Source organism: Ensifer sp. B1-9, from assembly GCF_050474445.1.
GTDB lineage: Bacteria > Pseudomonadota > Alphaproteobacteria > Rhizobiales > Rhizobiaceae > Ensifer.
Window position 1 is genome coordinate 295,824 of sequence record NZ_JBCHVG010000001.1, and the last position, 14,410, is coordinate 310,233.

Here is a 14,410-nt window from a genome sequence, read left to right on the forward strand (position 1 = left end):
CCATGTTCGAATTCATGCTTTGCTCGATGCTGACGATCCTTCCGGATTATCTCTTCCGCCGCTATGTCCAGGGCAAGAGGTTCGGCAAGGAGATCACCATCTATTCGGTGTGGTTCGAGCTGCGCTGGGGCATCACCGCCTGCATCATCCTGACGATCTCGCTGATCACGCTGATCTTCTACTTCCATCCGTCGACGAAGAACGTCACCGCGGCGTTCCGCACGGTCGCGGTCCTGCCGGAGACGGGTGGGCGCGTCTCGGAGATCTACGTGACCACCTTCGAGAAGGTGAAGGCCGGCCAGCCGCTGTTCAAGCTCGACAGCTCGGAAGAGGAAGCCGCCGCCGAGGTTGCACGCCGGCAGATCGCCGAGGTCGATGCCGAGATCACCGTCTCCCGCACCGAGCTCATCGCTGCGGATGGCGCGATCGTGCAGGCGCAGGCGGCCGTGCAGCAGGCCCAGGACGAGTACGACACCCAGGTCGAATTGAATCGGTTGAACCCCAATGTCGTGGCGCGGCGCGAGATCGAACGCCGGCAGGTCGCGCTCGAGGGCAGCAAGGGTGCGCTGACCGCCGCCCAGTCCAACAAGCAGACGCTGGAGACCAAGCTCGCTTCGCTCTTGCCGTCGCAGAAGGCGAGTGCCGAAGCGGCGCTGAAGGAGGCGGAGGTCGATATTGCCAAGGCCACGGTCAGGGCCGGCGTCTCCGGCACGCTGCAGCAGTTCACGCTCCGGGTCGGCGAAGTGGTCAATCCGCTGCTGCGGCCGGCGGGCGTTCTCGTGCCCGAGACTGCCGGCCGGGCGCGGCTTATTGCCGGCTTCGGCCAGATCGAGACGCAGGTGATGAAGGTCGGCATGATCGGCGAGGCGACCTGCGTCGGCAAGCCGTTCACCATCATCCCGCTGGTCGTCACCGAGGTGCAGGAGGTGATTGCCGCCGGCCAGGTGCGCGCCAGCGATCAGTTGATCGACATCACGCAGATCTCGCAGCCCGGCACGCTGACCGTCTTCATGGAGCCGCTCTATCCCGGTGTGCTCGATGACGTTCCGCCCGGCAGCAGCTGCATCGCCAATGCCTATACCAACAGCCACGACGAACTGGAGTCACCCGATATCAGCACGCTTCGCTGGGCCTATCTGCACGTGGTCGACACCGTGGGCCTCGTCCATGCGATGATCCTGCGCATGCAGGCGCTGATGCTGCCGGTGCAGACGCTGGTGCTCGGCGGGCACTAAACCCGCAAAGACAAGCCGGCCGGGTTTCTGATCTCGGCCGGCGCCCACCCGAAAGCCGCTCATTGCCGGATTAGCGGTAAGAGCCGCGTCGCGCGGCGGTCGCCGTCGCGAAGGGACTTGCCCGCATCGAGGTCTGAAGCTGGCATCATCGGAATCCAGAACGCGCTTGCAAACGGTTACACTGGGTATAGCCTAGGTTAAATTAATCCCACAGGTTACGACAGCATCTGCATGGCGCGTAAACGTTGACATTATCTGGGGCAGTTCGCGTCGTGGGATAGGGTGAATGAAATCGTCGACGGATATGGTCTCCCCATCGCGCCCTGCGTCTTTCGGGTTGGCTGCAAAGCTCTTCAGTGTTCTCGTTCTGCTTGGCGCGACCGCTCTCCTGGTCACAGCGGTGCTTGGCTATTTCCGCGCCCGTGATGCGATCGAAGCGGTGATTTTTGATCATCTCACGGCGGCCCGCCAGAACAAGGTTCGCCAGGTCGAAACCTACTTCCGAACAATCCAGAGCGAGTTGCGGCTGCTTGCCACCTCGAAGATGGTGGTCGACGCAACGCGAGAGTTTCGTGGCGCTGTGGACCGGCTCGATCAGCAAGATTTGCCGTCCGGTCTGCGGGAGAAGGTCAGCAACTGGTACGTTGACAGTTTCATCCCGCAGATGGCACGGGTTCTGGGCAGGGAGCCGGCGCTGGCCGACTATCTTCCGGTCGGAACCGCCGCATATTATCTGCAGTACCACTATGTCGTCACCAATCCGAACCCGCCGGAGAGGCGGAAGCTCGTCGACGATGCTGGCGACGGGAGCGACTACAGCCGACTGCACGCCATTTACCACCCGCTGTTGCGCGCCGCGGCCAACACGGTCGGTTTCTTCGATTTCATGTTGGCGGACCCGAAGACGGGGCGGTTGATCTACACGGTGCAGAAGGAGGTGGACTTCACCGCGTCTCTTCAATTCGGCTCATACCGTCGCTCCAATGTCGCCACAGCCGTTGCCAGATGTGCGGAAAGTGCCGATCGATCCGCAATTTGCCTCGAAGATTTCGCTCCTTACGCGCCCTCTGGCGGTGCACCCATCGCCTTCATGACCGCGCCGGTGATCGACCGCGGCGAAGTCATCGGGGTGCTGGTTGCGCAATTGTCGAACGAGGAGATCGACAAGGTCGTCACCGGGAACCGCCGCTGGCGGCAGGAGGGGTTCGGTGAGAGCGGGGAAGCCTACCTCGTCGGGCCTGACTATCTGGTTCGCTCAGGCCCACGGGCATTCTATGAAGATCGTGAGGGCTACTTCGCCGAGCTCAAATCCGTTGGCACAACGGACGGGGAAATAGCGGAAATTCGGCGCTACGGGACGCCCGTGCTGCACCAGCGCATCGAGACCGCGGCCACCAGGGCCGCCCTCGCCGGTGTCGAGGGGACAGGTGAGATCGTCGGCTACCGCGGCGTTCCGACGCTCGCGTCATGGGGGCCGCTTGCGATCGCCGGCGTCAACTGGGGTGTTGTCGCCAAGATCGACAGCGACGAAGCCTTTGCGCCGATCGACCAACTGCGCCGGGATCTGATGGTGGTTGGCGGGTTGGCATTGCTCGCCTTGACCGCCGCGGCCGCCTGGCTTGCGCGTGCGATGCTTGGGCCGCTTAGGGAGCTTACGGCCGGCGTGAAACGCTTCGCCGCGGGCGACTACGAGACCAGCGTGCCGGTTCGCACCGGTGACGAGATCGGGCAACTTTGTTCGGCTTTCAACGGCATGGTTGAGGACCTGCGCGAAAAGAACGTGGTGATCGAAAACAAGAACCGTGAGAACGAGGAGTTGTTGCTGAACGTGTTGCCCGCGCCGATCGCCAACCGGCTGCGCGGCGGCGAGGAACGGATCGCCGATGGGTTTGCGGAAGTCACGGTCGCCTTTGCCGATCTGGTGGGCTTTACCGAGCTTTCGTCCAACATGCCGCCGCATGATGTCGTGACGTTGCTCAACGGGCTGTTCACGCGTTTCGACGCGGCGGCGCAGGATCTCGGCATTGAGAAGATCAAGACGGTCGGCGACGCCTACATGGCGGTTTGCGGCCTACCCGAGCCTGTATCCGATCACGCCGAGCGCATGGTGCGCATGGCCATTCGCATGATCCATATCAGCCGCGAGCACGCGCTGGAACACAACACGTCCTTGAAGCTGAGAGTGGGCATCAACAGCGGCCCGGTGGTGGCCGGCGTCATCGGCAAGAGCAAGTACATCTACGATTTGTGGGGCGACACGGTGAATCTCGCGAGCCGAATGGAGGCTGCGGGCGTTCCGGATTCTGTTCAGGTGACGCGCACCGTTTACGAGCAGCTCCAAGGCCAGTTTGTTTTCGAGGCGCGTGGCGCGATCGAAGTTAAAGGTAAAGGGAAGGTGGAGACCTGGCTCCTCAGGCTGTAGCGATCACCCGACATCAGCACTGGCCGCTGGGCCTATCTGCACGTGGTCGACACCGTGGGTCTCGTCCATGCGATGATCCTGCGCATGCAGGCGCTGATGCTGCCGGTGCAGACGCTGGTGCTCGGCGGCCATTGAGGGGCGGTGTAGCCTCTGGAGCGCCGCTGCGGCAGTCAATAGAAAAGGCCCCGACTGGAAACGGTCGGGGCCTTTTGCCTTTGCCTATTCTTCAAAATGATTGAGCCTCCGCGGGGAACGGAGGCTCAAGCGCGCAATAAAAACAAATAAAGCAATTGCACGGCAATAAAAACGCAACCACACTACTCTTCCGGAGATTGTATGTCTGCGGTGTGCAATTACAGGTACAGTGTGACAAAAGCGGTGCCTGAAATCAATAAAATTTAAGAGGCATTTGAGTAGTCAATTAGGGCTAGGCAAGCCCGCAAGATGCCTGCCCAAGCGGGTTATGGAGGCTTCGATGGGGGTTAGGCGCCGTTCCGGAGCGAATAGCCGGGTGGCTCCTCAGCTTTCGCAGCCGCCCGGCGTGGCCTCGACCGGCATCGTCCAGGGCTCCCAGATCGTATCGTGGCTGCCGCCTTCGCGCCGGTAGAAACGCTTGGCGGCGTCGTTGCTCACCAGCACCGTCCAGTTGATGCGCGGCGCGCCGATCCTACAGCGCCGCGCGTCTTATGAGACGCGCAAAGTCGCTGTAGCACTTCGATTCTAGAGCACCTTTCCGCCTTCCAGTGATTCCACTTGAAAGCGGATGCTCTAGCCGCGTGACGGCTTCAGAGCCGCGATCAATGCGGCGCCTGCGCCCGAGGAACGTGCTGTTTCATCGACGAAAAGTTCCTTCAGCACTACAGCGCCGCGCGTCTTATCAGACGCGCAAAGGTCGCTGTAGCACTTTGATTTGCTGCATGTCTTGGTCCTCAAATCGAGGTCGATTTAAGGAGACATGCAGTAGTGTCGGCTTCAGGTCGTAGGTCCAGGGGATGACGTAGTGGACGGCGATGCCGACCGTGCGGCCGCAAAGCTCCGCGAGCAGCACGCCGAGGCGCGGGTTGTCGCCGAGCCCGTGTTCGACCAGATCCGCTTCGGTCAGGCCGAATTTGTCGATGTAGCCCTCGAAAATTGCAAGGCCGCGCATCAGCCGCAACACGTCGGGCACGTCGTGGCGTTGGAAGGGGCGGACGGCGAGGGGTGATGCGTGCATCTCGACATCTCGTGCAAAGGGGTGATCCGTCAGGCGCGGGTTACTGAATGCCGGCGGGGCACGCTCATGCGCTGCTGCAAAGTGCTGCGGCCGGCTTCGCGCGTCTGGCCGACGCGCGAAGCAATCGTGTGGTCTGACTGGGGGATCAGGCGGCGAGCAATGCCTGCGCTTCACCGGGCGCGGAGCCGGTGGCGAAGGCCAGGCCCTCATCTTCCCAGCCGGTGATGCCGCCGATCATGATCTTCACGGGGCGGCCGAGCCGGGCGAGCTTGAGGGCCGCCTGGTCGGCGCCGTTGCAGTGCGGGCCGGCGCAGTAGGCGACGAAGAGCGTATCCTCAGGCCACTCGGCCATGCGTTCGGCGCTGATCTGGCGATGGGGCAGGTGGATGGCGCCCGGCACGTGGCGGCGGGCATAGGCGGCTTCGGAACCCACAACATGCAGCAGCACGAAATCCTGTTCGCCGCTCTTCAGCGCATGGGCGACGTCCGAGCAATCGGTCTCGACGCTGAGGCGCTTGGCGAAATGGGCAATGGCGATCTCGGGGGAAGCGGCGGGGGTTTCGGTGACGATGCTCATCGGGCTCTCCTCAGGGGTTCATGCGGGTTGACGAGGAGACGTGTAGCAGTGCCTGGCGGGGACTGGCAGTTGGCAACATCGCCATATATGCTCAAGATCATGCCAAAGTCGTTTTCCGCTACTCCATCGCTTCAAAATCCGCTCGTCGTGGCGCTTGCCTATGACGGGCTCTGCACCTTCGAGTTCGGCGTCGCCGTCGAGCTGTTCGGCCTGCCGCGGCCGGAAATGGGCGAGGGCTGGTATCGCTTCGCCGTCGCTTCTGTCGATCCCGGCGAACTTAGGGCGACCGGCGGCGTGCGCCTCGTCGCCGACGGCGGCATCGCGCTTCTGGCCGAAGCCGGCACGATCATCGTTCCCGGCTGGCGGGGCGCCGACCAGCCGGTACCGGAGGCGCTCTGCGCCGCCTTGCGTGAGGCGCATGATCGCGGCGCGCGCGTCCTTTCCATCTGTTCCGGCGTCTTCGTGCTGGCGGCGGCCGGCCTGCTTTCGGGCCGGAGGGCGACGACCCACTGGCGCCATACCGACAAGCTGAAGGCGCTTTATCCTGATATCGAGGTGGTGCCGGACGTGCTCTACGTCGACGGCGGCGCGGTGCTGACTTCGGCCGGCAGTGCCGCCGGCATCGATCTCTGCCTGCATCTGATCCGCCGCGATTTCGGCAGCGAGGCCGCCAATCGCGTCGCCCGTCGCCTCGTCGTGCCGCCGCATCGCGACGGCGGCCAGGCCCAGTTCATCGAGCGGGCGGTGCCCGACATGCATGAGAGCGCCCGGCTCGGGCCGTTGCTCGACCGCATGCGCGAACGGCTGGGCGAGGATTTCTCGATCGCCGTGCTGGCGAGGGCGGCGGGTATGAGCGAGCGCACGTTCCTGCGCCGCTTCGAGGCGGCGACCGGCACGACGCCGGCGCGCTGGCTGCTTTCCGAGCGGCTGTCCCGCGCCCGGCAATTGCTGGAGGAAACGGCGCTCGGCATGGAGCAGGTGGCCGAAGCCTCGGGCTTCGGCTCGACCCAGACGCTGCGCCACCATTTCCGCCAGCAGCTTTCGACGACACCCGCCGCCTACCGCGCGGCGTTTGGGCGGATGGTGGTGTCCGCAGACTTGCCTGCGGAATGAGTTTTGCGTGTAGTACACATTGCCGAGCGGCGGCGAGCGATGGATCGCGCAGAAAATCCAAGTTGATGAAAGGGGAAATGGTCGTGACGACGGCGCCAAAGCAAAAGCGGATCAAGCGCAAGATCGGCGATGTCCTGCGCATCGATCTGGGGTGTGGCGAGTACGCCTATGCGCAGGTTGCCAGCGAGCCGTTGATCGTCTTTTTCGAGGGTGTGTTCACAGAGGACGTCGCAATCGAGGAGATTCCCGGGCTGCCCGTCGCGTTCACACTCTGCGTGTTCAACTATGCAGTGACCAAGGGCGTCTGGCCCGTCATCGGCTCGCGACCATTGACGCCAGAAAATGTACAGGAGCCCTATTTCTTCAAACAGGACCCCATCAGCGGTCGTCTCTTTCTCCACCATTCCACCTTCGCCGACCAAAATTATCAACGCCCCGCCGCGCTTGCCGAATGTGATGGCCTCGAACGCGCTGCGGTGTGGGATCCGGAGCACGTCGTTGACCGGCTACGCGATAACGCGGCGGGGCGGCCGAACAAATGGGCTGAGAGCATGAAAATCGATGCTTCCCGCCTGACATCCTCAAGCGGGCCCTAACCGCCAGCCCCGGCTTCCACTGGCGCAAGTTCGCCACCCTCCTTGCGGAAGAAGGAGCGGAAGAACACCCTGTCCGGCGCGGAAGTGATGGCGCGCGCGACCATGGCCGTTGCCACGATGGCAAAGAGCAGGCGGCCGAAGAACACGCTGGCGAAATCCGCACCGAGGGCAACGACGACCAGCGTATCCTCGATGAGGCTGTGGCCGAAGCCCATGAAGACACAGGCGAGGAAGACCTGGCGCGGTTCCACCCTGGCTTCGCGCGCCTCGCGGATCAAGAGCGCACCGCCATAGGATATGCCGAGGAGCACGCCGACGGCGGTAAACGGCACCGTCTCGGACCTTATGCCGGCCAGGCGAAAGAGCGGCGCCATGCCCCGATTCAGCCAGCCGAGGATGCCGACGAGCTTGAGGATCTCGATCGTCCAGCTCAAGGCGAGCAGCACGACGAGCATGGTCGCGAGCGTCTTCAGCGTGCTGAGCGCGAAAGCGACCCAGCCCGAGCCCTCGTTGACCGGGATCCATGTGGGGGTCAGCGGCGTGGCGAGCCATCCGGTCACCGCGAAGACCTGGTGCAGCAGCGCCGCGAAGACGAGGCCGCCGCCGATCCTGAGCGCGCCCGTGACGAGGAAACTTGGGCCTGCCTTCTGGATGATCCGCTGCTCGATCGGGATGGCATGGGCCACCAGCATCAGTGCCGAAAAGACCGTCATGTCGGCGGTCGTCAGCTCCGAAACCGGCACCAGCGCGAAGACGACCACCACGGCGCCCCAGATGCCGACAAGCAGGCCGGTCAGCCAGGCGAAGGCGAGTTCGGGCGGCAGCCCGACCACGGTCATCAGCGGCTCGAAGGCGGGCGCGACGGCCCGGATCACCCCGAGTTCCTGCAGCACATGCGTGACGATCGTCACGGGGACGATGATGCGGACGAGGTCCCAATAGACTTCGAGCGTGGCGAGCGTCTTGCGGTAGAGGATGATCAGAACGGTCATGACGGTGTCTCCTTGACTGGCTGTCCAAGGACTAGTCCGAGGCCATTCGCAGTTGTGGTCAAAATATGCGAGTTCGTGCAATAAAATTGCAAAAGGCCGCAACGGGGGAACCGGGATGGACAAGATCGACAGCAAGCTTCTGAGGCTCTTGCAGCAGGACGCGTCGCGCACCAATGCCGAGCTTGCGGCCGAAGTCGGCCTGTCGCCGTCAAGCTGCCTGCGTCGCATCAGGCGGCTTCATCAGACGGGCGTCATCGACCGGGTGGTGGCGGTTCTCAACCCGGCCAGGGCGGGCCGAACGATGAAGGCGATCATCACGGTCGAGCTCGAGCGCCATGGCGAACAATATGTCCGCCGCTTCCTCGACATGGCCGCCAAGGAGCCCGCGGTCGTCCAGGCCTATAGCGTCAGCGGCGAGGCCGACGCACTGCTGATGCTGCGACTCAAGGACATGGACGAGCTCGATGCGCTGACTGAACGGCTCTTCCGCGAGGAGAGCAATGTCGCGCGCTATTACACCGCGTTCGTGATCCGCACGGGCAAGGAGACCACGGAGATCCCGATCTGAAGGGCTGCCGGGGACAAGCGATTGTTCCGGATGCCGGCATTGGCGCGCCAGGGCGGCCTGCCCTGGCGCCTGTTGGGCCCTTGGCGCCCGTCACTTCACCGCAGCATTGCCGCCGTCGGCAAAGAGCGCCGCACCCGAGACGAAGCTTGCCATCGGGCCTGAGAGGAAGAGGGCGGCCTGGGCGATCTCTTCCGGCTGAGCGATGCGCTTCATCGCGTGCAGGCCGGCCGCCCATTCCTTCTGCTCCTTGCTGCCGCCTGCCGGCGTATCGACGCCGCCCGGAAGCAGGGCGTTGGCGCGGATGCCGCTTGCGCCATAGTCGGCGGTGATGCCCTTGACGAGGCCCATCAGCCCGGCTTTCGCGGCGCCATAGGCGGCCATGCCGGGGATGCCGACGCTGGTGCCGACGAAGGTGGAGGTGAAGACCAGCGACCCGCCATCACGCTGCAGCATGGCGGGGATCTGGTGGCGGGCGGCGAGGAAGGCGGAGGTGAGGTTGGCGGCGAGCGTCTCCTGCCATTCGGAAGCGGTGATTTCGGCGATCGGCCTGACGGCACCGACGGAGCCGGCATTGTTGACCGCGATGTCGAGGCCGCCGAACTGTTTGAGCGCCGCCTCCACCAGCCGGACATGGGTCGCTTCCTCGGTGACGTCGCCACTGACGGCAATCGCTTCGCCGCCGTCCTTGCGGATCGCTTCGACGACGGCTGAAAGCGGTGCTTCGCCGCGGGCGTTGGCGACTATCTTCGCGCCCTCGGCGGCGAACAGCCTGGCGACCGCGCGGCCGATACCGGACGAGGCACCGGTAACGATCACGATCTTGTCTTGCAGCATGGTCATGGACTTATCCCTTCTCTTGGTTGAAGTGCGCCCTGACTACTGCCGGCGGACGGCAGCGCCCACCCGATTTCCGATCGGTGATTGTGGCGGTGCAGATTTTCAATCGCGCCGGTGGCATAGTCCGGGCCGAAAAGAGGGGCAGGGAGGAACGGGATGCTGAGGACCTATAGCGGGAGCCATTGCGGCGCCGTGCACATCGAGGCGCCGAACATGACCAACGGGCCTTACTACAACATCAACGTCGCGTTGCCTCGACGGCGTCGATACCGACGAGCTGGTGACCGCCCCCGTGACCTATTGCGACGGGCTCAACGACAACTGGCGCGAGCCCCCGGCCGAGGTGCGGCATCTGTAGTCCGGAAGCTGATTGATGGTTGAAAAGACATTTCCTGAGGCTTTCCCCGTGCCACTTCGTGGCCAGTCCGTGAATGCTGTTGCGACACTCAAGGTGAGTTCCGGCTATGTTTACAGCGAGTTTTCGGTCAACGTTCTCGGAGAGATCTTGCGTATACCCAGCCGGGTTCATCTATCGGCAAGGCCAGAGTTTCCGGGGCTGGGCTTGCTTGAGCGCCAGATGGCCTTTTGTTTGCTAACGCGCAGCACGGACGGCTTTCAGCGGCAGGCCGCTCTGCGAGAAATCCTTCATATTAACAAGCCCTGGTCCATTCCGTTCGTCATCGCGCTGATCGGCGATTACGTCGTCGAGATCGTCCAGGACATCTACGCGGCTCTGCCCGACCTGGAACGGGACGTCGTCTCGACATTTATCAGGACAAACCCGGCATTCTATCAGCTCACCCGTGACCGGGTGATGAGCTATTGGGACTGCTATTACCGTCCGCAGTTCCGGCGCAGCGATTACGTGGGCTTCAAGCTCTTACGACAATTGGACGCAATATGTGGCATCGAGCAGCGGAGGGGGCCTTCCGCAAACTCTTGCGCTGGTATTCGTGCTGACCGGAATGAGCCTCGTCCTAGTGAAAATTCTCAAGGATAATGAGACCGTCGCCGTCGTCGCCTGTCCATTGAGACGCGCGATAGAAGAAGCCATTCGGGTATGGTCCAGAAGAGGCTTTTCTGACACCCAGAGATTCGCCTGGAGTGACTTCCAGAACTCAAAACGCGCGTGCAGCGGCATCCAGCATGGCGGTAGGGCCCACGTCGATTACGATGAACCTGATCGGTTCCTGCCGCAGCAGGTTGCGGATGTCCTCCTTGGTCAGGTCCTCTTTGATACATTGACCGAACTCGCCGTGGTTACTCCGCATTGCTAACTGTCACTCGTCCTCGTCCAGATCCGACAGCGTTCTCAAGGCCGCCAGGGTTTCGCGCAGCGCCCGGTCGAGTCGTTTGTCGCGGCGAAGGACGAGGGCGGAGCGGCGTGAGAAAGGTGGCGTGACCGGCCGCACCTCCAGCCGCTCGCGATCCCCGGCGCGGAGCGCGATTTCCGGCACGAGCGCTGCGCCGAGGCCGGCGGCGACCATTTCCTTGATCGCGTCGACGCTGCCGAACGACATGAGCGGTTTGACGTCCGTGCCGCCCGAAAGCAGCCATTCGTCGGTGATCCGGCGGGTGTTGGCGCCCGGCTCGTAGAGGATCAACGGGTACGTCGCCAGGGTTTTGGCGGTCACGCTGTCAGGCAGGTCGGTTCCGAGAGGGGCGATGGCGACAAAGCGTTCGTCGAAAAGCGGGGCCACGTCGAAGATGCGGCCGGTGACGGGAAGGGTGACGAGCCCGATATCAAGCAGATTTTCGTCCACCGCCTTGACGATGTCGGCGCTGTTGCCTGTCGTGACCGTGATGTCGAGATCGGGAAAGCGACGTTTGAGATCGGCGAGCAGCGGCGGCAGCAGGAAGGCGCACGGGGTGGCGCCGGTGCCGAGCCGCACGCGGCCGAGGACGCCCTTGGCGTGGCGGGCCACCGCCTCGATGGCCTGGCTCGTCACGGCCTCGATGCGGCCCGCATGTGCCAGTAGTTCTTCTCCCGCCGCACTCGGCCGTGCGGTGCGGCCGACACGCTCGACGAGGCGCACGCCGAGCTGCTTTTCCAACGCGCGCACCTGCAGGCTGATCGCCGGCTGGGTCAGCCCCAGCCGCTCGGCGGCGGCCGAGAAGCTGCCGAGATCGGCGACCAGCGCGAAGGTTCTGAGATAGTCGAGGTTGAGCGCACCCATATCAAAGTTTTCCTTATGCTTTGAATAGGAATGCTAACCTTCATTTGTGGAATGTCGAGGCGCAGACTGTGCCCATAATCAGGAACAAGACATGGGTATTCGACATGTTCAGGGAAATCGGTCTCTATCTCGTCGCCTCGCCGCGGTCGCGGTACCGGCAGTTGCAGCAGTTGCGTGAACTCGATGCGGAGCGCCTCGCCGACATCGGCATCACCGCGGGAGAGGCGCAACTGGGCAGGCGCAACGTCGCCTTAGCGCCGCTGCCGGTGCGGAAAAGAGCGGTCGCACCACGCCACGCGGGTGCCGCGCGGGCGGCGGATATCGGCATCGGCGGCCGTTTCGCCGCTTGAGACCGCGAGACGAATGCCGCCGGCGAAACGCGTCGCAGTCTCGGTTCAATCCGCCGTCATATCCCAGCCCTCGATCCGGAGGCCCGGCCAAAAAGCGCTCCAGCGGTTGACCTTCCGCTCGTATATCTCGCGTGTGATCTGTCTCCTGTTGGCCCGCACGATGGGGGCCAACAGGTCGCCAAGGCCGAAGGGTGCGCAAATGTCGAGCCCGTCTCCGGCCGGGCGAATGCCGACCGCAGTGGCCGTGGTCGGGAATGTCGCGATCGCCTCTTCGATCGAAGCATAGGGCTTGATCGGGCTGCCGAACTTCTGCTCGTACCAGAGGTGAACGCGCGCCTCGTTCTTGACGTCGATCGAGACAGGCAAATCGGCGAATAAATTTCTGATCCGGGTCGCATGCGCCGCCTCCGCATCCTCGGAAAGATCGGTGCCGTCGAGATAGACGATGTCGATGTCGTTGATGCCGTGAGCCGGCGGCCGTCCGAATGCATGGTTCCAGACGGTCTGCGCGATTGCCCCGGCCACCAGCCAGGCGTCCGGCAGGGCAATCCGGTTCCAGTTCCCGAGGATCGGAGACAAGAGCGAGCTCTTGCGGACGATGGTCTGCAGGTCAACGCGCTGGCTCATCAAGTGGCACTTTCGAGGCAGGGGCGGGTTTTAGCGACGCGCAACGGGATGTGCGCGGTCAGATCTGCAAAATCGCGAAACGGTCGAACGCGATCTCGCCCGGCGCACGCACGGTTCCCCCGGCGATCCAGAGTGGGCGCCCGATGCACTCGATCCGCCCGCCGGTCACAACGATGCCGTCGCCGTCATTGCAGGCAACGATCGGTCTCGCCGTATGCGTGCTGTAGCGGAGCAGCGCGGGAAGGTAAGTGTCGTCGTCGTTGAGATGCGGGAAGAACGCGAAGGGCAGGAGGTCGAGCGCGCCGCCATCCGATACGTCCTCGGGTCTCTGACTGACGAACAGCGCATCCGTCGCGATCGTCGGGGCCATGAGGATGGCGCCGGCGCTGGCGCCGATGAGGATGCGGCCGGACAGCGCCCAGTCGCGGAGCGGCCCGAGCATGCCGCTTCGCTTCAGCCGTTCGAGAAATCCGCCGGTATGGCCGCCGGCAAGGTGAATGGCATCCGAGGCGAAGAGCGCTGCAATGTCGTCCGCGGAATGCGGTTCGTCCAGATCGAAGAACAGCGCGAGGTCGAGGCCGTATCGGCCGTAATAGGACCGGGCGGCAAGGAAGAAGCCGCGATCCGGCTCCGGGCCGGAGGCGACATAGGCGATGCGCTTTCCGGTTCCTCGCGCCTTCAGCAATTCGACGAGCCTCAGGTCGATCGCCGCGCAGGCGGGGACGATCTGGTCGCTATAGAGGACGAGGTTGAGCAACTGACCCTCTTGCGTGGTTGCGCGTGACGACCCGCGCACAGCATCACTTCATGGAATGCGCTTTGTCGACCGGCAAGCGGGACGTAGTCAAGTTCGCCTCCTCAATTCGCGGATCATGAGAAAGGAGCGGTAAGCTGGCGTGCTTGTGTCGGCGATGTTGCCAAGCGGCTCAACGCCAGATAGCGCAGACCACAAGAAAGCCACTGAGGCACTTGAACAAACGAATTACCGAGGTGTCGGTAGTTTTCAATCATGTTTTCGAGACGTGTGAGCCCATATGAATTTCGCAACCGTCATTTTGGTCGTGCTTGTCGTTTGCGCCTCGCTGGCCATAGCCGTCGTCGTCCTCTTCTTTCTCGGGCTGCGCCGCCTCTGGCGGCGGACGCGTCCCGACCAGGTACGTCGGAGAGGTTTGATCATCGCCATTGGTCTGCTGGCGATCCTGTCGCCGTACGTTGCCAGCAAGATTACCGAGCGACGTTACGTTCTCGCGCGCGTTCCTGAGCCGCTCGAAGTCGCGGAGGTCGAGTACCGCCTTGAGGAATTGTTTGGTGTCGGCTTCATGCCAGGCGACAATGAGACCGGTTTCGTTGTTTATCGGTTGACCCAGGAGAGCGCAGACTGGGCACGGAAACAGGGGAGCCGGCTCGGCGACGTTCTTTCGGGTGAAAAAGGAACGTGGCGGGCAACGCCCGTCGACGACAGGAGGGACGAATGGCATCCCTACGACGACGAACCGGAGATGATGGCCATGGAGCTTCCGGCGCGCCATCCTCCTAACTTGGAGGAATTTCTGGATAAATACGGCTTCTCGATCCCGATCCAAAAAGGGCGGACTGACGAAGCCAACAAGGCGATCCAGTGAGGCGGGTCGTTCTACTCCTACGGAAAGGGCGGAAGTGTCACGATCGTCGACCCAGTTCGGGGCAAAGTCTATTTCGCCTAT

At 63.2% G+C, this 14,410-nt stretch carries 16 protein-coding genes and 1 pseudogene; 10 read left to right on the top strand and 7 right to left on the bottom strand.

Annotated elements, in window-relative coordinates:
• Nucleotides 1–2 precede the first annotated feature (2 nt).
• From ACQ5BM_RS01385 to ACQ5BM_RS01395, 3 genes and pseudogenes are all read left to right on the top strand, one after another.
• Nucleotides 3–1,235: an HlyD family secretion protein gene (locus tag ACQ5BM_RS01385; protein ID WP_429806766.1), complete on the top strand. Its 1,233-nt coding sequence runs from the start codon at nt 3–5 to the stop codon at nt 1,233–1,235.
• Between the two features lie 286 nt (nt 1,236–1,521).
• Nucleotides 1,522–3,657 (top strand): adenylate/guanylate cyclase domain-containing protein, encoded by a 2,136-nt coding sequence (locus tag ACQ5BM_RS01390; protein ID WP_429806768.1) that lies wholly within the window; start codon nt 1,522–1,524, stop codon nt 3,655–3,657.
• A gap of 3 nt (nt 3,658–3,660) precedes the next feature.
• Nucleotides 3,661–3,792 (top strand): annotated as a pseudogene (locus ACQ5BM_RS01395) (HlyD family secretion protein); the annotation flags it as partial.
• A gap of 742 nt (nt 3,793–4,534) precedes the next feature.
• Here the strand turns inward: ACQ5BM_RS01395 and ACQ5BM_RS01400 are convergent.
• Nucleotides 4,535–4,870 carry a hypothetical protein gene (locus tag ACQ5BM_RS01400; RefSeq protein WP_429806770.1) on the bottom strand — a complete coding sequence of 112 codons (336 nt, stop codon included), beginning with the start codon at nt 4,868–4,870 and terminating at the stop codon, nt 4,535–4,537.
• 145 nt (nt 4,871–5,015) lie between these two features.
• Nucleotides 5,016–5,447, bottom strand: coding sequence for a rhodanese-like domain-containing protein (locus tag ACQ5BM_RS01405; protein WP_429806772.1), 432 nt, complete (start codon nt 5,445–5,447; stop codon nt 5,016–5,018).
• A gap of 87 nt (nt 5,448–5,534) precedes the next feature.
• Between ACQ5BM_RS01405 and ftrA the strand changes: the two genes are divergently transcribed.
• Both ftrA and ACQ5BM_RS01415 read left to right on the top strand, forming a co-directional pair.
• Nucleotides 5,535–6,560 (top strand): transcriptional regulator FtrA, encoded by a 1,026-nt coding sequence (ftrA, locus tag ACQ5BM_RS01410; RefSeq protein WP_429807656.1) that lies wholly within the window; start codon nt 5,535–5,537, stop codon nt 6,558–6,560.
• A gap of 77 nt (nt 6,561–6,637) precedes the next feature.
• Nucleotides 6,638–7,156: an immunity 26/phosphotriesterase HocA family protein gene (locus tag ACQ5BM_RS01415; RefSeq protein ID WP_429806774.1), complete on the top strand. Its 519-nt coding sequence runs from the start codon at nt 6,638–6,640 to the stop codon at nt 7,154–7,156.
• On the opposite strand, the gene ACQ5BM_RS01420 is transcribed toward ACQ5BM_RS01415, so the two are convergent.
• Nucleotides 7,153–8,148, bottom strand: coding sequence for a nucleoside recognition domain-containing protein (locus ACQ5BM_RS01420; RefSeq protein WP_429806775.1), 996 nt, complete (start codon nt 8,146–8,148; stop codon nt 7,153–7,155). The genes ACQ5BM_RS01415 and ACQ5BM_RS01420 overlap by 4 nt on opposite strands.
• Before the next feature lie 115 nt (nt 8,149–8,263).
• Between ACQ5BM_RS01420 and ACQ5BM_RS01425 the strand changes: the two genes are divergently transcribed.
• Complete coding sequence (locus tag ACQ5BM_RS01425) at nt 8,264–8,716, top strand: Lrp/AsnC family transcriptional regulator (protein WP_429806777.1); 453 nt, start codon at nt 8,264–8,266, stop codon at nt 8,714–8,716.
• 90 nt (nt 8,717–8,806) lie between these two features.
• On the opposite strand, the gene ACQ5BM_RS01430 is transcribed toward ACQ5BM_RS01425, so the two are convergent.
• The gene (locus tag ACQ5BM_RS01430; RefSeq protein WP_429806779.1) at nt 8,807–9,556 is read right to left on the bottom strand and encodes an SDR family oxidoreductase; all 750 of its coding nucleotides are present in this window, start codon (nt 9,554–9,556) and stop codon (nt 8,807–8,809) included.
• 370 nt (nt 9,557–9,926) lie between these two features.
• Here ACQ5BM_RS01430 and ACQ5BM_RS01435 point away from each other — a divergent pair, with 370 nt between their 5' ends.
• Together ACQ5BM_RS01435 and ACQ5BM_RS01440 are read left to right on the top strand one after the other, a co-directional pair.
• On the top strand, nt 9,927–10,553 hold the full coding sequence (locus ACQ5BM_RS01435; protein ID WP_429806781.1) for a hypothetical protein: 627 nt from the start codon (nt 9,927–9,929) through the stop codon (nt 10,551–10,553).
• On the top strand, nt 10,534–10,830 hold the full coding sequence (locus tag ACQ5BM_RS01440; protein WP_429806783.1) for a hypothetical protein: 297 nt from the start codon (nt 10,534–10,536) through the stop codon (nt 10,828–10,830). Before ACQ5BM_RS01435 ends, ACQ5BM_RS01440 begins: the two co-directional genes overlap by 20 nt.
• A 3-nt stretch (nt 10,831–10,833) precedes the next feature.
• Here the strand turns inward: ACQ5BM_RS01440 and ACQ5BM_RS01445 are convergent, their stop codons facing one another.
• Nucleotides 10,834–11,730, bottom strand: a complete 897-nt coding sequence (locus ACQ5BM_RS01445) for a LysR family transcriptional regulator (RefSeq protein WP_429806785.1) — start codon at nt 11,728–11,730, stop codon at nt 10,834–10,836.
• A 104-nt stretch (nt 11,731–11,834) separates the two neighbouring features.
• Here ACQ5BM_RS01445 and ACQ5BM_RS01450 point away from each other — a divergent pair, with 104 nt between their 5' ends.
• The gene (locus ACQ5BM_RS01450; RefSeq protein ID WP_429806787.1) at nt 11,835–12,080 is read left to right on the top strand and encodes a DUF1127 domain-containing protein; all 246 of its coding nucleotides are present in this window, start codon (nt 11,835–11,837) and stop codon (nt 12,078–12,080) included.
• 45 nt (nt 12,081–12,125) lie between these two features.
• Here the strand turns inward: ACQ5BM_RS01450 and ACQ5BM_RS01455 are convergent, their stop codons facing one another.
• Both ACQ5BM_RS01455 and ACQ5BM_RS01460 read right to left on the bottom strand, forming a co-directional pair.
• Nucleotides 12,126–12,707 carry a nucleotidyltransferase family protein gene (locus ACQ5BM_RS01455; protein WP_429806788.1) on the bottom strand — a complete coding sequence of 194 codons (582 nt, stop codon included), beginning with the start codon at nt 12,705–12,707 and terminating at the stop codon, nt 12,126–12,128.
• 58 nt (nt 12,708–12,765) lie between these two features.
• Entirely contained in the window at nt 12,766–13,464 is a 699-nt protein-coding gene (locus tag ACQ5BM_RS01460) for a Type 1 glutamine amidotransferase-like domain-containing protein (protein ID WP_429806790.1), read from the bottom strand.
• Between the two features lie 277 nt (nt 13,465–13,741).
• Here ACQ5BM_RS01460 and ACQ5BM_RS01465 point away from each other — a divergent pair, with 277 nt between their 5' ends.
• Nucleotides 13,742–14,329 carry a hypothetical protein gene (locus ACQ5BM_RS01465; protein WP_429806791.1) on the top strand — a complete coding sequence of 196 codons (588 nt, stop codon included), beginning with the start codon at nt 13,742–13,744 and terminating at the stop codon, nt 14,327–14,329.
• Nucleotides 14,330–14,410: the final 81 nt, after the last annotated feature.